At 63.5% G+C, this 18381-nt stretch carries 26 protein-coding genes; 7 read left to right on the top strand and 19 right to left on the bottom strand.

The features are described from left to right. Positions 1 to 23: 23 nt before the first annotated feature. Positions 24 to 560, bottom strand: coding sequence for a GNAT family N-acetyltransferase (locus ET21_RS0102190; RefSeq protein ID WP_193378957.1), 537 nt, complete (start codon positions 558 to 560; stop codon positions 24 to 26). 93 nt (positions 561 to 653) lie between these two features. On the opposite strand from ET21_RS0102190, the gene ET21_RS0102185 reads away from it, so the two are divergent. After that, the gene (locus ET21_RS0102185; RefSeq protein ID WP_021239284.1) at positions 654 to 1037 is read left to right on the top strand and encodes a dihydroneopterin aldolase; all 384 of its coding nucleotides are present in this window, start codon (positions 654 to 656) and stop codon (positions 1035 to 1037) included. Between the two features lie 12 nt (positions 1038 to 1049). Here ET21_RS0102185 and ET21_RS0102180 read toward each other — a convergent pair whose 3' ends face one another. Then, positions 1050 to 1955, bottom strand: coding sequence for an isopenicillin N synthase family oxygenase (locus ET21_RS0102180; protein WP_051767926.1), 906 nt, complete (start codon positions 1953 to 1955; stop codon positions 1050 to 1052). A 104-nt stretch (positions 1956 to 2059) separates the two neighbouring features. Here ET21_RS0102180 and ET21_RS0102175 point away from each other — a divergent pair, with 104 nt between their 5' ends. Together ET21_RS0102175 and ET21_RS0102170 are read left to right on the top strand one after the other, a co-directional pair. Further along, positions 2060 to 2467: an EVE domain-containing protein gene (locus ET21_RS0102175; protein WP_030538406.1), complete on the top strand. Its 408-nt coding sequence runs from the start codon at positions 2060 to 2062 to the stop codon at positions 2465 to 2467. 146 nt (positions 2468 to 2613) lie between these two features. After that, complete coding sequence (locus ET21_RS0102170; RefSeq protein WP_021239281.1) at positions 2614 to 2892, top strand: hypothetical protein; 279 nt, start codon at positions 2614 to 2616, stop codon at positions 2890 to 2892. A 57-nt stretch (positions 2893 to 2949) separates the two neighbouring features. On the opposite strand, the gene ET21_RS0102165 is transcribed toward ET21_RS0102170, so the two are convergent. Beyond that, positions 2950 to 3252, bottom strand: a complete 303-nt coding sequence (locus ET21_RS0102165; RefSeq protein ID WP_021239280.1) for a glycine zipper 2TM domain-containing protein — start codon at positions 3250 to 3252, stop codon at positions 2950 to 2952. 306 nt (positions 3253 to 3558) lie between these two features. On the opposite strand from ET21_RS0102165, the gene ET21_RS0102160 reads away from it, so the two are divergent. The 3 genes from ET21_RS0102160 (at position 3559) to ET21_RS0102150 (ending at position 5953) form a co-directional block, all read left to right on the top strand. Then, entirely contained in the window at positions 3559 to 4188 is a 630-nt protein-coding gene (locus ET21_RS0102160) for a class I SAM-dependent methyltransferase (protein WP_030538405.1), read from the top strand. A 65-nt stretch (positions 4189 to 4253) separates the two neighbouring features. Then, complete coding sequence (locus tag ET21_RS0102155) at positions 4254 to 5186, top strand: ABC transporter ATP-binding protein (protein WP_021239278.1); 933 nt, start codon at positions 4254 to 4256, stop codon at positions 5184 to 5186. After that, entirely contained in the window at positions 5183 to 5953 is a 771-nt protein-coding gene (locus ET21_RS0102150; protein ID WP_021239277.1) for an ABC transporter permease, read from the top strand. The genes ET21_RS0102155 and ET21_RS0102150 overlap by 4 nt, the downstream gene beginning before the upstream one ends. Positions 5954 to 5983: 30 nt before the next feature. Here the strand turns inward: ET21_RS0102150 and ET21_RS0102145 are convergent, their stop codons facing one another. The 5 genes from ET21_RS0102145 to ET21_RS0102125 form a co-directional block, all read right to left on the bottom strand. Further along, entirely contained in the window at positions 5984 to 6304 is a 321-nt protein-coding gene (locus tag ET21_RS0102145; RefSeq protein ID WP_021239276.1) for a hypothetical protein, read from the bottom strand. Between the two features lie 75 nt (positions 6305 to 6379). Next, complete coding sequence (locus ET21_RS0102140; protein ID WP_030538404.1) at positions 6380 to 7762, bottom strand: MATE family efflux transporter; 1383 nt, start codon at positions 7760 to 7762, stop codon at positions 6380 to 6382. A 10-nt stretch (positions 7763 to 7772) separates the two neighbouring features. Further along, positions 7773 to 8702, bottom strand: a complete 930-nt coding sequence (locus tag ET21_RS0102135; protein ID WP_030538403.1) for a DUF808 domain-containing protein — start codon at positions 8700 to 8702, stop codon at positions 7773 to 7775. A gap of 97 nt (positions 8703 to 8799) precedes the next feature. Beyond that, the gene (locus ET21_RS0102130; protein ID WP_030538402.1) at positions 8800 to 9045 is read right to left on the bottom strand and encodes a hypothetical protein; all 246 of its coding nucleotides are present in this window, start codon (positions 9043 to 9045) and stop codon (positions 8800 to 8802) included. Continuing rightward, on the bottom strand, positions 9042 to 9374 hold the full coding sequence (locus tag ET21_RS0102125; protein WP_030538401.1) for a hypothetical protein: 333 nt from the start codon (positions 9372 to 9374) through the stop codon (positions 9042 to 9044). Before ET21_RS0102125 ends, ET21_RS0102130 begins: the two co-directional genes overlap by 4 nt. A 120-nt stretch (positions 9375 to 9494) precedes the next feature. Between ET21_RS0102125 and ET21_RS0102120 the strand changes: the two genes are divergently transcribed. After that, on the top strand, positions 9495 to 9797 hold the full coding sequence (locus tag ET21_RS0102120) for a hypothetical protein (protein ID WP_030538400.1): 303 nt from the start codon (positions 9495 to 9497) through the stop codon (positions 9795 to 9797). A 48-nt stretch (positions 9798 to 9845) separates the two neighbouring features. On the opposite strand, the gene ET21_RS0102115 is transcribed toward ET21_RS0102120, so the two are convergent. From ET21_RS0102115 to ET21_RS0102065, 11 genes are all read right to left on the bottom strand, one after another. Then, positions 9846 to 10634 (bottom strand): glutaminyl-peptide cyclotransferase, encoded by a 789-nt coding sequence (locus tag ET21_RS0102115; protein WP_081856567.1) that lies wholly within the window; start codon positions 10632 to 10634, stop codon positions 9846 to 9848. A 40-nt stretch (positions 10635 to 10674) separates the two neighbouring features. After that, on the bottom strand, positions 10675 to 11622 hold the full coding sequence (locus ET21_RS0102110) for a hemolysin family protein (protein WP_021239269.1): 948 nt from the start codon (positions 11620 to 11622) through the stop codon (positions 10675 to 10677). A gap of 65 nt (positions 11623 to 11687) precedes the next feature. Then, positions 11688 to 12188 (bottom strand): rRNA maturation RNase YbeY, encoded by a 501-nt coding sequence (gene ybeY, locus ET21_RS0102105; RefSeq protein WP_030538398.1) that lies wholly within the window; start codon positions 12186 to 12188, stop codon positions 11688 to 11690. Positions 12189 to 12254: 66 nt separating this feature from the next. Beyond that, on the bottom strand, positions 12255 to 13259 hold the full coding sequence (locus ET21_RS0102100; RefSeq protein ID WP_030538397.1) for a PhoH family protein: 1005 nt from the start codon (positions 13257 to 13259) through the stop codon (positions 12255 to 12257). A 122-nt stretch (positions 13260 to 13381) separates the two neighbouring features. After that, positions 13382 to 14731, bottom strand: a complete 1350-nt coding sequence (miaB, locus tag ET21_RS0102095; RefSeq protein WP_030538396.1) for a tRNA (N6-isopentenyl adenosine(37)-C2)-methylthiotransferase MiaB — start codon at positions 14729 to 14731, stop codon at positions 13382 to 13384. A 9-nt stretch (positions 14732 to 14740) separates the two neighbouring features. Continuing rightward, the gene (locus ET21_RS0102090; RefSeq protein WP_037470088.1) at positions 14741 to 15499 is read right to left on the bottom strand and encodes a 1-acyl-sn-glycerol-3-phosphate acyltransferase; all 759 of its coding nucleotides are present in this window, start codon (positions 15497 to 15499) and stop codon (positions 14741 to 14743) included. 5 nt (positions 15500 to 15504) lie between these two features. Continuing rightward, positions 15505 to 15927: a Fur family transcriptional regulator gene (locus ET21_RS0102085; RefSeq protein WP_021239264.1), complete on the bottom strand. Its 423-nt coding sequence runs from the start codon at positions 15925 to 15927 to the stop codon at positions 15505 to 15507. Positions 15928 to 16045: 118 nt separating this feature from the next. Continuing rightward, on the bottom strand, positions 16046 to 16468 hold the full coding sequence (locus ET21_RS0102080) for a MucR family transcriptional regulator (RefSeq protein WP_021239263.1): 423 nt from the start codon (positions 16466 to 16468) through the stop codon (positions 16046 to 16048). Between the two features lie 113 nt (positions 16469 to 16581). After that, positions 16582 to 17061: a ribosomal protein S18-alanine N-acetyltransferase gene (rimI, locus tag ET21_RS0102075; RefSeq protein WP_021239262.1), complete on the bottom strand. Its 480-nt coding sequence runs from the start codon at positions 17059 to 17061 to the stop codon at positions 16582 to 16584. Beyond that, on the bottom strand, positions 17058 to 17684 hold the full coding sequence (gene tsaB, locus ET21_RS0102070; RefSeq protein ID WP_030538394.1) for a tRNA (adenosine(37)-N6)-threonylcarbamoyltransferase complex dimerization subunit type 1 TsaB: 627 nt from the start codon (positions 17682 to 17684) through the stop codon (positions 17058 to 17060). Before tsaB ends, rimI begins: the two co-directional genes overlap by 4 nt. An 89-nt stretch (positions 17685 to 17773) precedes the next feature. Beyond that, on the bottom strand, positions 17774 to 18343 hold the full coding sequence (locus tag ET21_RS0102065) for a NifU family protein (RefSeq protein ID WP_030538393.1): 570 nt from the start codon (positions 18341 to 18343) through the stop codon (positions 17774 to 17776). Positions 18344 to 18381: the final 38 nt, after the last annotated feature.

Below are 18381 nucleotides of genomic sequence, written 5' to 3'. Positions count from 1 at the left end.
CACGCCCGAAGGCAAAAGGGAAATCAGATCGCGGGTGAACGCCGGGGTCCTAGCATCCCCTGACCGTCGACCTGAGATCCGTCGACCGGCAGGGCGAGCAGGCGGCGCGGCTCATAGGGGCCGGGGCAGCTCCACCCTGCGGTGCCTTCCGCCGAAAAGCCCCAGAAGCGGCCATAATATTCAGGGTCGCCGATCATCATCAGCGGCTCCGTCCCGCATGTGCGGGCGGTGGCGACCACCGCGTCCATCATCGCCCGGCCAAGCCCCGTCCCCTGATATTGGGGGGCCACGGCGACGGGGCCGACCATGATCAGCGGCTTCTGCGACCCATCGCTTCTGGTGAGCGCGACAGGCCAGCATTGCAGCGATCCCGCCAACTCTCCGCCTTCGGTCAGCATGGCGACCGACAGGGCGGGCAGCCAGGGCATGCCGTCGCGGATGAGATAGGCGGTGCGCCCATGCCGGTCCGTTCCGAAAGCGGCGTCGAGCAACCGCTCGATGTCCTGCGGCGGCACGTTGTTCAAGGGCACAATGCGAGACACGTCTTGCCGATCCGCCATCAATGGCGCATGGACCGCGCCGGGAGCGGCGGCCTTAACGCCTGCTTCGGAAATTTAAAGCGCAAACTGGCGGTCGCCCGCCGCAGGAAGGCTATGGACAGCGCATTTGACGATTTTCTGACGCTGGAGGTCAATCATCTGGATGTGAATGTCCTGACCGGCATTTATTCGGAAGAGACGCATCTGCCGCAGCCGCTGCGCATTTCCATCCGCGCCCGGCTGAAAGTGGCGGACCATTATGCGCCCGATACGCCGCTGTCCCGGTCGAAAAACTATATGGACCTGAAGCATGCGGCTACCGCCGCTCTGCCGGAAGGGCAGCATTTCACACTGATCGAAGCGGTCGCGGACCATATCATCGACACCATCTTCCTTCAGGACGACAAGGTGCTGCATGTGGACGTGAAGATCATCAAGCTGGCGCTGAGCGAAAGGGGTGAGGAAATCGGCATCACCCTTGGGCGCGGGCGGAAGTAAGGCGCTGCGCCGTCAGGCCTTCACCAGGCCGATGTCGCGCAACCGCTCCATCAGATAATCATGCGCGGTGATCGGCGGGTCGCGGCGCGGGTGCGCCTCGTCCACGCATTGCGCCAGCGGCTCGATCAGAAAATCGGGGCGCAGGTGCAGGAAGAAGGGCATGGAATAGCGGGACACGCCCCGCCGGTCCGGCGGCGGATTGACGACGCGATGGCTGGTCGAGGGCAGGCGGTGGTTGGTAAGCCGTTGCAGCATGTCGCCCACATTGATCACCAGAGCGCCCCTGGGCGGCACCACGGGCAGCCAGTTACCGGCACGGTCCCGCAGCTCAAGCCCGCCTTCTTCCGCACCGAGCAGCAGGGTGATGAGGTTGATATCCTCATGCGCGGCCGCCCTGATGCCCGCAGCGGCGGGCGACACGGGCGGATAGTGCAGCAGCCTCAGGATCGAATTGCCATTGCGGACAGGGCCTTCGAACCAGCGGGAGTCCAGCCCCAGATGAAGGGCGATCGCCGACAGCAGCCTGCGCCCGACGCGGTCGAACCCGGCGTAGAGGCGAGTGAAGGCGGGGCGAAACTCCGGGATTTCCTCCGGCCAGACATTTGATGGCATCGCATGGCCTAGGGCCTCCCCGGCGGGCAGGTCGCGGCCGATATGCCAGAATTCCTTGAGGTCGTTCTCGTTCGCGCCCTTCGCGATTTCCCGGCCGAAGGCGGTATAGCCGCGCTGCCCGCCATTGGAAGCGGCGTCGTAGCGCTGCTTCACTTCAAGAGGCAGGTCGAAAAAGCGGCGGGACAGCGCCCAGCATTGGTCGATCAGCGCTTCGTCCATGCCATGGTCGCGGACCATCGCGAAGCCGAACCGCTGGAAGGACTCGCCCAGTGCCCCGGCGAAGTCGCCTTCCGCCATGCCGGTCATCGAAAGGATGGGCAGCTGGTCCGTTTCTCTATGGGGCACCCTGTTCACTCCGCTTGGCCGACGGCATCCTTGATCGGCCCGGCAGGCTGATGCAAGGAGGCGGCATGAACTACTGGCTGATGAAATCCGAACCGGACGTTTTTTCCTATGACGATCTGGTCGAAAAGGGGAAGGCGGAGTGGGACGGGGTGCGCAACCACGCCGCCCAGCTCAACATGAAGGCCATGCGCAAGGGCGACCTGTCGATCTTCTACCACAGTAATATCGGCGTCGAAGCGGTGGGCGTGATGGAGATTGTCGAGGAGGCGGCGCCCGACAGCACGGACGACACCGGCAAGTGGATCGCCGTGCATGTCGCCCCGAAGGAAAAGCTGCCCAAACCTGTGACGTTGAAGACGATGAAGGCCGATCCCGCCTTGTCCGGCATGGTGATGCTCCGCCAGTCGCGGCTGTCCGTCTCGCCGCTCAGCGAGGCGGAGTTCCGGCACATATTGGCGCTGGCGAAGGCGTGATCAGCGCCAGGGGATGATTGCGCGGGACGCAATTACCCTGCCGTCACTTGCGATTGTCGCTGCGGTGCAGCGAACATAGACTGGCCTCAACAGAACAGAAGATCAGGGGTGTTTGATCGGCATTCACAAGGAGCAAAACCATGCGAATGCTGTCGAAGATTTTTGTTGCTGGCGCTGTGAGCGCCATTGTTGCCGCCGCCGCCCCGGCTTCTGCCGAAGAAGGCAAGCAGCGGTTCACGCACGAAGGTTATACCTACGTCTATGACGTGCGCGACACGAAGACGGGCCAGGTGATTTCGGGCCGCCGCTATCCCGATGCGGTCGCCTTCAACCTCGCTGTCAAGAATGGCAAGGTTTCCGGTACGTCCGGCGGCGTGCCGGTGGCGTTCAAGGTGGAAGAAGCGCGCGGCGCTTCGGGCAAGTAACGCCTTATTCTCCGATAAGGATCGGGGCGGCTTCCGTGGGGAAGCCGCCTTTTTGCATCAGCGGCAGCGGCGCTTGCTGTCGATTTCCTTGCCGAGCAGCGCGCCGCCCGCTGCGCCCAGGATCGTGCCGGTCGCCCGGTCGCCTTGCGTATCGATCGTACGGCCAAGCAGCGCGCCGCCGACGCCGCCAATGATCAGGCCGGTCGTGCCATCGGACTTGCGGCAATAGGTGCGTCCGTCGCGCCCGCGCCATTCCTTGTAACGATAATGTTTCCGCGCCTGGGCGCCTTCGGTCGGCACTGCCATGGAAACGGGAATGGCCATCGAAACGGCGGCCAGGGCGAGTACGGCTTTACGCATATTTTCTCCTCCAGAAAGATGATTGCTGGTTTGAACCCGCCGATATTGGGGGAGGTTGCATGAACCTGCGGCAACAAGCTAAGATGTTGAGTAAGCTCCGTTAAAATCATCGGCAGAGCGTCAGCCGGGCGCGGTGAACGCACCGATTTTCATCAAATTGGACGATCGGGCGCAAGGGAAATACAGCCGGGCTTCTATACCGCGCCTGTTACCGGCAGGCGGCGGCGAAATGCTAAAGCCAATCGACGCCGCGCTTCCACCCCGCTAAGGGAGTCGCCATGACAAGAGGACGGTTGCCTTTCGCTCATGCAACATAAGCCCAAGCGTAGCCGGGCCATTGCTCTGCCCAACAGCGAATTTCGCGCACGCGCAACGGAATATCTCGATTTTCTGGCAGCCTGGGTGAAGAAGCCCCGGCAGACCGCCTCGGTCGTGCCCAGCAGCCGCTTTCTGGCAAGGCTGATGGTCGCGCATATCGATCCCACTGACGGCAGGGTCATGGAATTGGGCGGCGGCACCGGGGTGTTCACGCGCGCCATATTGAAAACCGGACTACCGCCCGAAAAGCTGGAAGTCGTGGAGATCAATCCGGCCTTTGCGCGCGGCCTGCGGCGGCATTTTCCCGCCGTGTCCGTGCTGGAAACGCCGGCGCAGATCGTGTCCACCGTCGCCGTTGGCGAAGCGGGGCAGTATCAGACGATCGTCAGCGGCCTTCCGCTGCTTGCCATGGATCGCCACATGCATTCGGATATCCTGTCCGAGGCGTTCCGCATGCTGCGTCCGGGCGGCGGCTTCATCCAGTTCACCTATTCACCCCGTCCGCCGGTGAGCCGGGACGTGCTGGACGCGCTGAACCTGGACGTGAAACGGGTCGGCCAGACGGTGCGCAACTTCCCCCCGGCGACGGTTTTTCGCTTTTTCCGCCGGGGCGAATAGCCTTCCGGTTGCGCCGCGCCGTTCGTCCCCTATCTTCGCCAGCAAAGAAAGGGGCTTATCCACGCATGGCGTCGATCATAACGGTTTCCGGCCTGACGAAAAACTATGCGTCGGGCTTTCAGGCGCTGAAAGGCGTCGATCTTGAGATAGAAGAGGGGGAGATATTCGCGCTGCTTGGCCCCAACGGCGCGGGCAAGACGACGATGATTTCAATCATCTGCGGAAATGTGCGGGCCAGCGGCGGGTCGGTGACCGTCGCCGGGCATGACATCGTGCGAAACTATCGCGAATCGCGCGCGGCGATTGGACTGGTGCCGCAGGAACTGCACACCGACGCCTTTGAGCGGGTCATCGACACGGTGCGCTTTTCGCGCGGCCTTTTCGGCAAGCCGCGCAACGATGCCTATATCGAAAAGGTGCTGCGCGACCTGTCGCTGTGGGACAAGCGGCACAACAAGATGCTGGAGCTTTCAGGCGGCATGAAGCGCCGCGTCATGATCGCCAAGGCGCTGAGCCATGAGCCGCGCGTGCTGTTCCTGGATGAGCCGACGGCCGGGGTCGATGTCGAGCTTCGCCGCGATATGTGGAAACTGATCGGCGAATTGCGGCAGACCGGCGTCACCATCATCCTGACCACTCATTATATCGAGGAAGCCGAGGAGATGGCCGATCGGGTCGGCGTGATCAACAAGGGCGAACTGATCCTGGTCGAGGACAAGACGGCCCTCATGAAAAAGCTCGGCCGCAAGACGCTGACCGTGACGCTGAGCGACCGGTTGCACGCGCTGCCGCCGGAATTGTCCGAATGGAACCTGTCGCTGAACGGCGAGGGGTGCGAGATCGAATATGTGTTCGACACGCAGGCCGAGCGGACCGGCGTGTCCTCGCTGCTGCGGCGGCTGGGCGACCTTGGCATCGGGTACAAGGACCTCAATACGCAGCAGAGCAGTCTGGAGGACATCTTCGTCAGCCTCGTCCATCAGGAGAAGGCGGCATGAGCCATTTCAATCATCGCGCCATCTGGGCCATTTACAGGTTCGAACTGCACAGGTTCAGCCGCACGCTCCTGACCGGCCTGCTGGTGCCGGTCATCACCACATCGCTCTATTTCGTCGTGTTCGGCGGGGCGATCGGATCGCGCATGACGCAGATTGACGGCATTCCCTACGCCGCCTTCATCGTGCCAGGCCTGATCATGATGTCGATGTTCACCGAAAGCATCTTCAACGCCAGCTTCGGCATCTACATGCCCAAGTTCAGCGGCACCATCTACGAACTGCTGTCCGCGCCCATCTCAGCGGGGGAGACGGTGATCGCCTATGTCGGCGCGGCGGCGACCAAGTCGCTGATCGTCGGCCTCATCATCCTGGCGACGGCGCACCTGTTCGTCGACGTCAATGTCATGCACCCGTTCGCGATGATCGCATTCATGGTCCTGATCGCGGTCAGCTTTTGCCTGTTCGGTTTCATCCTGGGCATATGGGCGCAGAGTTTCGAGCAGTTGCAGGTCATTCCGCTGCTGCTGATCATGCCCATGACCTTCCTGGGCGGCGCATTTTATTCGATCCACATGCTGGCCGAACCCTGGCGCACGATCACCCTGTTCAACCCGATCGTCTACCTGATCTCGGGCTTTCGCTGGACCTTTTTCGGCCGGGGCGATGTGGGGATCGAATATAGCCTGCTGTTCATCACCGCCATGCTGCTTGTGTGCCTGGCCGTGATCGGCTGGATGTTCAAGACCGGATACCGGCTGAAGAAATAAGGGGCAGGGGGCTGGGCGCCCCCTCCTGCCTCAGGCGGCGGCGCTTTCCGGCGCGATCGCGAACAGGGTTACGCCCTTATATTTCACGTCGGATTCGTCGTAGAGGCCGTGCATCGCCTCGAACGTCTCGTCAATGACGCTGACCTCGTTCAGGCCCGCGAGCTTGAAGGTGCCCAGCTTCAACTCGCGCGGCGGGCGGCCTTCCCGCTCGATCGTCACGGCGTCGATGAACATCTCGTCATGGCGGGTATAGAGGATGTGCGGCGCCAGCTTGACGACCATCTTGTTGTAGGTCGCCATCAGGCATTTCTGAAGCGCGATCGCTTCGAAAATGGTCGTCGGGGCAGTCATGGTGCGCCCGTCATTACTGATTCGCGCCGCAGGTTCAATTGCTTTGTGCGCCGCACCATGTGCAAGGAGTGGTTTTCAAGACGAGCGGGGCGGGAGATGAGCGGTCAGCCCCAGCGCATCGCGGCGGCTCCAGCGGATGACCAGCAGCACCGCCACCACGCCAAGGCCCGCCGCAAGGCCGATCCAGATGCCAAGCCCCTGCAATCCCATGGGAAAGGCCAGCAGCGTGCCGATGCCGATGCCGATGACCCAATAGCCCAGCAGCGCGAAGATCATGGGCGCGCGCGTGTCGTGCAGGCCGCGCAGCGCGCCAGCGCCGATCGCCTGGGCGGCGTCCACGAGCTGGAACAGGGCGGCGATCCCCAGAAAGCTGACAGCCAGCGCGGCCGTGCGGCTGTTGAGAGGATCGGACAGGTCGAGGAACGCGCCTATCAGCAGGCGGGGAACGGTGACGAGCAGGGCGGCCGCCGCCAGGGCGAAGCCGGTGCCGAGCAGCAGCGCGATCCAGCCTGCCCGCCCTGTCGCGGCGGCGTCTCCGCGCCCGTGCGCCATTCCGACCCGGACGGTCGCCGCTTGTCCGATTCCCATCGGCACCATGAAGAGGAGCGCGGCGATCTGGATCGCGATAGCGTGCGCGGCGAGCGAATCGCGATCGATCAGGCCCATGAGGAAGGCCGACGCATTGAACACGGTGGTTTCGAACCCCAGCGTGATCGCGATCGGCAGGCCTAGCGCCCAGACGGCGCGGTGCCTTTCCCGGTCCGGGGTCCAGAAGCGGCCGAGCAGGCGGTAACGGCGGAAGCGGCGATCGATCAGGATCACGGCCAACAGCCCCAGAAACAGGAAGCAGGAGGACAGGCTGCTTGCAATTCCGGCGCCGAACAGTCCGAGCGCGGGGAAGCCGAAGTGACCGAAGATCAGAGTCCATCCGGCCAGCAGGTTGAACGGAATGCCTGCCGCCATGATGACGAGGCTCCACACCGGCCTTTCCAGCGCCGATATGAAGTTGCGCAGGGTGGTGAAGCCAAGGAACGGGAGCAGCGCCCATTGCAGGCCGCGCATCAGCCGTCCGGCATCATGGGCGAGTTCAGGCTGCTGGCCCATGGCGAGCAGGATCGATTCGCTCTGCCACAGCAGCAGCCAGGCGGGCAGGACGAACAGGAGCGCGGCGCGCAGCGTCTGATGCACGGTGCGGCGCACGTCCCGCACGGAATGGCGGCGGCGGCCGCGCTCCGCCGCGATCAGCGGGGCTGCGGCGGTCACGAGGCCCATGCCGAAGATCAGAAATGCGTTGAACAGGTTGATCGCCAGCGCACCAGCAGCGACGGCCTGAGCGCCCAGGCCGCCGATCAGCAGCAGGTCGGTCGCGGCGATCCCGGCCCAGGCGATGTTTCCGGCGATCATCGGCAGGGCGAGCGCCATCAGCGCGCCCGCCTCCTGCCGCCATGGCGAGGGCATGGAGGGCCTCTTAGTGCTTCTTGAACAGATGAAGGATGGCCACGATGATGCCGCCTATGATCAGGCCGATTATGCCAGATCCGATGGCGTTCACCACCCATTCGATCACCGAACCGGCGGCGGGCAAGGCATGGGCCGCGCTTTCCGCCACTGAATGGATCGCGCCGGGGATCAGGTCCCAATGAAATTCATGCAGGCCGTGGACGATCAGCCCGCCGCCGACCCACAGCATGGCGGCCGTGCCCACGACCGAAAGGATTTTCATGAGCACCGGCATGGCGTGAACAAGGCCGCGGCCGACCGTCCGCGCCGTGGCGGACGACTTTTCGGCCAAATGCAGGCCGATGTCGTCCATCTTCACGATGAGCCCGACCACGCCATATACGCCCGCCGTGATGAGGATGGCGACCACCGTCAGGATAACCGCCTGCTCCCAAAGCGGCTCTGTCGCCACGGTGCCCAGCGCGATTGCCATGATCTCGCCCGACAGGATGAAATCGGTACGGATCGCGCCGGAAACCTTCTGCTGCTCCAGTTCGGCGGAGCTATGGGTGGCGAGCGCATCTTCGGCGGGATCATGGCCGCCCTGCACCGCCTCCAACAGCTTTTCGGCAGCTTCGAAACAGAGGAAGGCGCCGCCCGCCATCAGCAAGGGCGGGAGCAGCCAGGGAGCGAAGGCGCTGAGCAGAAGCGCGGCCGGTAACAGGAACAGAAGCTTGTTGCGAAGTGATCCGCGCGCGATCTTCCAGATGATAGGAAGCTCGCGATCGGGCGTCAGGCCCATGACATAGCGCGGCGTCACCGCCGTATCGTCTATGACCACGCCTGCCGCCTTCGACCCGGCCTTGCCTGCCGCCGCGGCCACGTCGTCCAGCGACGTAGCGGTGAGCTTGGCTATTCCCGCTACGTCATCGAGCAGCGCGATCAGACCCGAAGGCATTGATAAACTTCCCCTGTTCAAGAGCAGGCGGCCGCCCGCCAGCTACCGCCTCATAGGGCGGCGGCCGCTGTGGAGCAACAAGAGCGCCGGGGCTGCGTCAGGCGACGCCGCGATAGTTTCCGGGCGGGTCGCTGGCGGGGAAGGATTCGTCGACCTGCTCGTCCACCATGTCCCAATCGCGGGCGTCGATATGCTGTTCTTGCGGCCCTGCATCCCGCACGATGCCCGACGATCCCACCGGCGCGCGGTCGTCAGGCGCGGCTTTCGCCTGCCGCTCTTTCCAGCTTTTCCAGGCGACTGTGCCCAGCCCTGTCAGGAACGCGAGTTTCAGCAGCCCCTTCATGATGATTTCTCCTGCGGATTGTGAACATGGACCCATTCGGCACGGCTGTCGGTCACGCCATGGGGATGGAGGCGGAATTCGCCTTCCTCATCCGTGCCCGGGCGCGCTTCGTCGCCGCCTTCTCCGCCAGCGACCTGCCAGCGCTGACGCAGCGCGGCGTCGATCATGGCGCGCCACAGCGTCTCATCCCCCGCGTCGCGCATATCGGCGTCAGGGTCCTTCATGATGGCGAGGATGCTTGCGGCGTCGGCCACCCGGCCCTGCCACTGATCGGGATCACCGGCGGCAAGGTGGCGGGCCAGCCTTTCGATAAGGGTGCGCTGCTCCATGGCCAGAGGAACGCCGCCCATTCGGTTCCGTTCCGCAACGATCGTGACGGCGGCGTAGCGGAGTGAACGGGAAGCGAGACGGTACGTTGAACAGGGCGATGACTGCACAGGAGATGATCCATGCCCCAGGGCGACAAGAGCAGCTATACCGGCAAGCAGAAGCGCAAGGCGGAGCATATTAAGGAAGGTTATGAGAAGCGCGGCGTTTCCCACAAGGAGGCGGAACGGCGGGCCTGGGCCACGGTGAACAAGGAATCGGGCGGCGGCAACAAGTCCGGTTCCGGGCGCGGCAAGCCCGACACGCACGTCTCTTCGCGCAAGGGCGGGCGGAAGGGCGGCGCGGCCTCTGCCCGGCGGTCGGCGGCCGATCGCTCGGCTGCGGCAAAGAAGGGATGGGAGACGCGGCGGAAGAAGGCGAGTTGATGACAGGAGCGGGAGGGTTTCGACAACTTAGCTCGAACGGAGCATGTTCTACCGGGCGATGCTCTCGCGTTTCACCTTGATCTCGAACAGCTTCGCCCAATATTTGCCGGTGATGAACAGGCGGTCGCCCTTGGCATCGTACGCGATGCCGTTCGGAACCGCTTCGCCGTCTTTCGCGCCGCTTGCCTCGTAAAGGGGTGAGATGTCGATCCAGTCGATGACGGTTCCGGTGCGCGGGTCGATGCGCGCGATCCGGCTGTCGTACCAGATATTGGCCCAGATTTCGCCCTTCACATATTCAAGCTCATTCAACCGGTTCACGGGGCGGCCGTTGAAGGACACGGTGATGCGGCGCTGCTCGGTGAGCTGCTCCGGGTCCAGGAAACGGAGCTGGGCCGTGCCATCGCTCATGATCAGGCTATGGCCGTCCTCCGTCAGGCCCCAGCCTTCGCCTTCATAGCGGAATTGCCCGACCGGGGAAAAGTCATCGAGCTTCCACACGAAACCCGTGCGGTGCCGCCAGGTGAGGCTGATCAGCCGGTCTTTCCAGTTGACGATGCCTTCGCCGAAATAAGGCGGGGGGATGACGCGGCGTTCGAGCACCTTCCCATCCTTCAGCGCGACCCTTCGGATTTCCGATTGCCCTTCCAGCCCCGTGCTTTCGAACAAAGCGCCGTCATGGAAGAATAGTCCTTCGGTGAAGGCGGCCGGGTCGTGCGGATAGCTTTTGACCAGCGTCCACGGCGTTTCCGCGCGCAACTGGGGTGAGAGCCCGAAAGCGAGCAACAGCAGGGCGAGGGCGCTCCAGCGCCGCGCGGAAACGGTGGAAGCGGACATTATGGCGCGTTATGTCCAGCCGGAGCGCCCGCCGTAGCTGTCATTCTTCCTCGCCGCCGTCCTGGTTCACCGGCGGATGCAGGCGCAGGCGCTTGACCCTGCGTCCGTCGCTGCTGATCACTTCAAGACGCCAGCCGCTCTGTTCATGTTCCAATATCTCCCCGGCCTCCGGCACGCGTCCGGCGATGACGAAGGCGAGGCCGCCCAGCGTATCGACATCTTCCTCTATATCGGCGAGGCGGCTGTCGATCTCCTTTGCGACATCGTCCAGTTCGGCGCGGGCGTCGGCTTCCCACAGGCCATGGTCGAGCGGGACGAGCAGCGCTTCGGGCGCGTCGTCATGCTCGTCCTCGACATCGCCGACAATCTCTTCCACCAGATCCTCAAAGGTCAGCAGGCCTTCCGTCCCCGAATATTCGTCCAGGACGATGGCCAGATGCGTACGCTTGGCCCGCATTTCCGCCAACAGGTCAAGCGCGCCCATGCTTTCGGGCACATAGAGCGGCTGGCGGATCAAAGGCGCGATGCTGTCCGGCACGGGGGCCTTGCCCGCGAGGATCGCGAAGGCGTCGCGGATGTGGATCATGCCGACGATCGTATCCAGCGTGTCGCGATAGACCGGGATGCGGCTGTGGCCCGCTTCGGCGAACAGCGCGGCGAGATCGGAAAAGCTCGCCTTTTCCTCGATAGCGATGATGTCCGCGCGGGGGACGGCGACGTCATCTACCGTATGTTCTGAAAAGTGCAGGAGGTTGCGGACCATCTGGCGTTCGATCGCCGAAAGGTCGCCCTTGGCGGGAGCGGCGGAGCCTTCCTCCTGCTCCTCCTCATCATATTCGTCCAGCGCTTCTTCCAGTTCGCGGCGAAGGCTAGGACTTTCTTCCTCGCCGAAGAGGAGCGACTTGAGGCCGCTCCATAAGCCACCTTCCTGGCTACTACTGTCCGATTCCTTGGAACCGTTGCCGTCCTTTGGGCTGCCCTCAGCCATCTGCCTTCCTATTCCCCTGTTCAATGCTTGTATATCTGGCTGCTAAAGCGATCGGCAGCAAAAATCTAGCGATCCCCATAAGGATCGTTGATGCCAAGGCTCAGCAGCGATTGTGTTTCCAGCGCTTCCATCGCTTCGGCCTCGGCGTCTTCCATATGGTCATAGCCCAGCAAATGGAAAGTGCCGTGGATGATAAGATGGGTTGCATGATCGGCGATGGAGATGCCCTTGGCCGCCGCTTCGCTGGCGCACACGCCCTCCGCCAGGACAATGTCGCCCAGCAGCACTTCGCCATCGTCAGTGTTCGCTGTGGCCTCCAGCAGGTCCGATTGCACCATTGGAAAGGACAGGACGTTGGTCGGCCGGTCCTTGTCGCGATAGGCGCGGTTCAGCGCGTGCACCTCCTCGTCGCTGGTCAGCTTGACAGCGACCTCGTACAGCGCCTCGTCGGTTGCGAAGGATGCGTAGGGGCTGTGGGTGATGGCCGCGGCGACGGCGCGCTGGGCGAGCATGTCCCAGTCGGGGCCACGCCAGCCCTGATCGTGGAGGACGGCGACTTCTATCATAGGGTCAAGGCTCTGTTGATGGTGGTGAAGGTCTTGGCACGAAGGGAAGGGGCGCGGTGAGCCGGTCTAGGCATCCGGCCCCTCATATGCCTGAACGATGCGGCCCACGACCGGATGGCGCACGACGTCGCCTATACCGAATGGAACGACCGATATGCCTTCCACGCCCTCCAGGCGAGCGACCGCGTCCGCCAGACCGGAGATGCCCGGCTGCGGCAGATCGACCTGACGCGGGTCGCCGCAGATCACCATGCGGCTGCCCTCGCCGAAGCGGGTGAGGAACATCTTCATCTGGGCGATGGTGGTATTCTGCGCCTCGTCCAGAACGATGAAGGCGTTGGAGAGCGTCCGGCCGCGCATGAAGGCGAGGGGAGCGATCTCGATCTCGCCCGATGCGATGCGGCGCTCCACCTGCTCGGCGGGCAGCGTGTCGTATAGCGCGTCGTAGATCGGCCGCAGATAGGGGTCGACCTTGTCCTTCATGTCGCCCGGCAGGAAGCCCAGCCGCTCGCCCGCTTCGACGGCGGGGCGCGACAGGATCAGCCGGTCGACGCTGCCGGTGATGAGCTGGCTGACTGCCTGGGCGACGGCGAGATAGGTCTTGCCGGTGCCTGCGGGGCCAAGCGCGAAGATGATATCGTTCCGGGTCAGCGCCTCCATATAGGTGACCTGGGTCGATGACCGGGGGACGATGGTCTTCTTGCGCGTGCGGATCATCACCTTGGGCGGTTCGGCGACATCGTGGCGAATGATGCCGTCCAGCGTGGGTTCGGCGGACATGGCTATGACCGCCTCAACCGCGCCGCCGTCAATCTCCTGCCCGGCGACGATACGATTATAGAGGCCGGTCAGAACGTCGCGGGCGCGCGCGGCGGCTTCGGGGTCGCCCTCGATCTGCAACTTGTTGCCGCGCGCCGCGATGTAGACGCCCAGCCGATTCTCTATCGCGACCAGATTCTGGTCATATTGCCCGAACAGCGTTCCCAACAGGTGCGGCTTTTCGAACGTCACCTCCAACCGGGCGCGTTCGGCAGCGTCGAGACGATGATTCTGGTTCGGTTTCTTGGACATGGGTCAGCCCTTTCCTACTTCTGTCGCAGCCGTGGGGACGGCTATCCATCTCTTTCCCGTCGAGCCTGGCGGACAGGTTCGGAGATGGGTTCCCGCATTTCCGGGAACGACTGTGAGTAGGTTCAAGCGGCCTTCCTCCTGCTGGGCTGACCGGCCAGACTGTTCGGGCCGGCGCTGATGATATCCACTTCGACCATATCGCCGATAAAAAGTTCCGGCGCGGTTATATGCACTGATTGCAGCCAGGGCGTTTTGCCGATCAACTGCCCTGGATGGCGTCCCTTGCGTTCCAGCAGAATATCAGTGCGGCGTCCCACGGCGGCAGCGTTGAATTCGGCCTGGTGCCTGTTGATCAGCGCCTGCAACCGCGCCAGCCGCTCGTCCATCACCTCGGCCGGGATCTGCCCGTCCATCTCCGCCGCAGGGGTGCCGGGTCGGGGGCTGTATTTGAACGAATAGCATTGCGCGTAACGCACCTGCTCGACGATCCTCAGCGTATCTTCGAACTCCGCATCGGTCTCGCCGGGGAAGCCGACGATGAAATCCCCCGACAGGGCGATGTCCGGGCGCGCGGCGCGGACGCGTTCTATGATGCGCAGATAGCTGTCCGCGCTGTGGCTGCGGTTCATGGCCTTCAGGATACGGTCATTGCCTGACTGCACGGGCAGATGGAGGAAAGGCATCAGCTTTTCCACCTCGCCATGCGCGGCGATGAGGCCGTCGCTCATGTCGTTGGGATGGCTGGTGGTGTAGCGAATGCGCTGGAGGCCGTCGAGCTTCGCCAGTTCGCGGACCAGGCCGTCCATGCCCTGCGCGCGGCCCTTTGCGTCCTCCCCGGTCCAGGCATTCACATTCTGGCCCAGCAGGGTGATTTCGCGCACCCCGCCGTCGACCAGCGCCCTTGCCTCATCCAGGATCGCGGCCCAGCTGCGGCTGATTTCCGCGCCGCGCGTATAGGGCACGACGCAATAGGTGCAGAATTTGTCGCATCCTTCCATGATGGTGAGGAAGGCAGTGGGACGGGCCTGCTTGGCGCGGGCGGGAAGCGCGCCGAATTTGGAGGCGAGCGGCATGTCGGTGTCCACCGCCTCCTCGCCGCGCCCGGCCTTTTCGATCAGTTCGGGCAGATGGTGATAGGCCTGCGGACCGACGACGATGTCCACGCTTTTCGCGCGGCGGCTGATCTCGCTGCCTTCAGCCTGCGCGACGCAGCCAGCAACGGCGATCATCGGACGCGTGCCATCCTCGCGCGTCAGGCGGCCGATGTCGGAATAGACCTTGTCCACTGCCTTTTCACGGATGTGGCAGGTGTTGAGGATGACGAGATCGGCCTGCGCGCCGTCGGCTGCGGCGCTCATGCCGCGCTCGCCCAGCATCTCGGCCATGCGCTCGCCATCATAGACGTTCATCTGGCAGCCGAAGGATTTGACGTGGAATGTGGCCGGAGTCTTGGGAGCGTTGTTACGATTCATGCGGTCCAGCTATACAGCCGCCGCCGCGCAAGTGAAAGGCGGCAGGTGGCGCGCGATGCTGGCGGCGATCCTTTCGCTCGTCACGGCCGCGAGTTGCTTGCGATCGGGATATTGCAGCGGGTCGAAAGGCTCAAGGAAACGCAGGGTCACGTCAAGGGGCCCCCTCCTTTCCAGCAGCCGCCTTGCGTTCGCGCCCGCGGCTTCGTCGCTGTGCCAGGCGATGTCCGCGGTGGCCGCACCGTAATCGATATGCACCGGCTGGATCATCACGGCGCGCGGCGGCGGCAGCAGAACGGCGAGCAGCGACGGCTTGAAGGGCAGAAGGCCACTGCCGTCGCTCGTCGTACCTTCCGGGAACAGGGCGACCGGCTGATGCCCGGCCAGGGCGGCGCGCAGGCCGCTGATCTGATGCGCCAGCGCGCCGCGCCGGTTGCGCGCGACGAAAAGCGTGTTGTTCTGCGCCGCCAGCCAGCCGATCACCGGCCACCCCGCTATCCCGTCATGAGCGACGAAGGCGGCGCCGGTGGCTCCGCCCAGGGCCAATATGTCGATCCAGCTTACATGGTTGGCGATGATGAAGCTGTCGCCGCGAAAGGCATGGCCTTCGGTCCGCACGCGGGCGCCGACGGAGCGCGCCGCCATGCCCAGGAACAGGCGCGGCCAGGGGGATCGCCTGCCCAATGCGCGCCAGATCAGGTGAGGGAGAAGGCACAGGAGCAGGCTGCCCGCGAGCGCCCCTGTCCGCAGCCACCGGCGCAGCCTGGGCAAGCCGGTCAGTTCTTCCGTTCGAGCGAGACGCCGTAAAGCTCCATGCGGTGATCGACCAGGCGGAAGCCCAGCCGTTCCGCGATCTGCTTTTGCAACTGCTCCAGTTCCGGGTCGACAAATTCGATGACGTTGCCGGTTTCGACGTCGATCAGATGGTCATGATGCGATTCCGGCGCTGCTTCATAGCGCGCGCGGCCATCGCCGAAATCATGACGTTCAAGGATGCCCGCCTCTTCGAAAAGGCGGACGGTGCGATAGACGGTGGCGATCGAAATGCCCGGATCGATGGCGGAGGAGCGCTTGTGCAACTCTTCCACGTCCGGGTGATCGGACGCGTCGCTCAGAACCTGCGCGATGACGCGGCGCTGCTCGGTGATACGCAGGCCCTTTTCCTGGCAAAGGGCTTCCACGTCGATCTTGCGGTTCATGAAGGTTCGCTCATTTCTGTAATCGGATGGTGGGGCGAAGCTAGCGGCTTTTCCCACAGCATGAAAGGGGCGCATGGCCGATGCGCCCCTTCGTCATGACGGATGGCGTCAAGCGTCCTTATTTGACGCGGGCGCGGCGGCGCTTGGTGCCAAGGCCGATCTTCTTCGCCAGTGAGCGGCGCTGTTCGGCATAGTTGGGCGCGACCATCGGATAATCGGCGGGCAAGCCCCATTTCGCCCGGTAATCTTCCGGCGTCATCTGATAATGGGTCATCAGATGCCGCTTGAGCATCTTCAGCTTTTTCCCGTCTTCCAGGCAGATGATGTAATCCGGCTTGATCGAGGATCGCACGGAAACAGCCGGCTCCGGCTTCACTTCCGGCGCGGCGGCGGGCGTCGCCAGCCCGGAAAGCGCGGCATGAACATTCTGAATGAGAGTGGAGACATCAGAAACTGCGACGCTGTTGTTCGAGACATGAGCCGCGACAATATCAGACGTCAAAGTAATAAGCAGTTCGTTCTGCGCCGATTCGGTTTCCATTTTTCTTATCCTGCGAAGGCTGGTTTTAGATGCGACCCGCCTCCCGAAATCATTTCAGGAGCGGTATGGTCGGATTATACCCTTGGCATCCGTTTAGCAAGGGAGGATGCAGGCTATTCCATTATTTCTATACGCAAGCTCAGCGCATCATGAAGTTGTCCATCTTGGCCGCGATAATAACCGGGACGTCGATGTACATATTCAAAGCCGACATTTTCATACAATTTTATAGCATTGTTGGATGACCTGACTTCCAGGTTCATCGTTCTTATGCCGCGGCGGCGCGCGGTCTTGATACTATCGAGCAACAATGTCCGCCCGACACCCCGCCCGCGCCACAGCGGATGCACCGCAAGCAGCAGAAGTTCGCATTCGTCCAGCACCGACCGAACCAGGGCAAAGCCAAGCACGGCGGCATCCACCCGCGCGATGGTCAGCCATGTTCCCGGCATCGTCATGACCCCGGCAAGCTGTGACAAGGTCCATGCCTCCCCATAGGCGGGATCGAAGGCCTGCGTCATCACCTCCATGGCGTCGGCCATGGCGTTGCGCTCCGCCTCTTCAAAGCTGTCGAGCGTCAGGCCGGAGATCATTTCGCTGGCTGCTCCGCCATGGGCCGCGCGTCGGCGTCGCGGCAATAAATGGGGGAGGGGGGCAGCGCGGGCAAAGCCGCGATCAAGGGATAGTCTGCGGAATCGGGATAACGGTTGACGGCGACCCCATGTCCTCTGGCAGTGATCAGCGCCTCGGCGCCCGTCCCGTAGATGACGGGATGATCGAGCTGTGCGGCCAGTGCCGTGATAGGGGTGGAGGCGGGGCTGGTGAGTGGCGTCAGCCCGTCCGCTTCGAAACATTGCCAGAACAGTTCGCCATGCCCTCCGGTGATGGTGACCGCGATCGGGCCGCCTTCATGGTCCGCCGCCGCTTTCGCCGCGATCAGGGAAAGCGCGCCATAGCCATTTAGAGGGAGCGACCAGGCCAGTGCAAGCGCGCGCGCCGCCGCAATGCCGATGCGCACGCCGGTGAAGCTGCCCGGCCCGGCATCCACCGCGATCCTGTCCGCGCGGCCGCCATCGGGCAACGCGGCGATGGCGGGAAGCAGCGCTTCGGCATGGCCCCGGCCGACAATCTCATGAACATGGCCGAGCACCTGGCCGTCATCGAGCAGCGCCACGGACAGCGCCTGCGTAGCGGTGTCGATGACGAGAATGCGCAAGAAAGTCCCCTGTGAGAAACCGCGAACGGATCGGCCCGTTCAGCGGTTAGTCGATCCGTCCGGCTTTGCCAATGACGTCCGGCAAGCGCTCAAACCGCGCGCACTTCCGTCACTTCGGGCACATAATGTTTCAGCAACTGCTCGATGCCGTTCTTGAGCGTCGCGGTGGAGGAGGGGCAGCCGGAACAGGCGCCCTGCATGCGCAGATAGACCGTGCCCCGGTCAAAACCGCGATAGACGATGTCGCCGCCGTCATTCGCCACCGCCGGGCGGACGCGTGTGTCGATCAGCTCCCTGATCTGCGCCACTATCTCCGCATCGGCGGGGTCGGCAAATTCCTCTTCTTCGGGAACGACGATGCCCCCCGCCGAACCGGCCGGGAACAGCGGCATGTTGGCGGAAAAATGTTCAAGCAGGATCGAAAGCACGTCCGGTTTCACGTCGCTCCATTCCGCTCCGGGAGCGATGGTCACTGAAATGAAGTCGCCGCCGAAGAAGACGCCGGTCACGTCGCCCAGGCCAAACAGCGCCGAGGCGAGGGGCGATGCCTCCGCTTCTTCCGGCGTGGCGAAATCGCGCGTTCCCATGCCCATGACGACACGGCCGGGGATGAACTTGACGGTTGCCGGGTTGGGCGTGGGTTCGGTCTCGATCAGCATGGCCGCTATGTGGAGACAAGACCGCGCGAGATCAAGCT

Source organism: Sphingobium sp. DC-2 (genome assembly GCF_000722555.1).
GTDB lineage: Bacteria > Pseudomonadota > Alphaproteobacteria > Sphingomonadales > Sphingomonadaceae > Sphingobium > Sphingobium quisquiliarum.
Note: the sequence above shows the minus strand (reverse complement) of the source record. Positions and strands in the feature narration are given on the sequence as shown.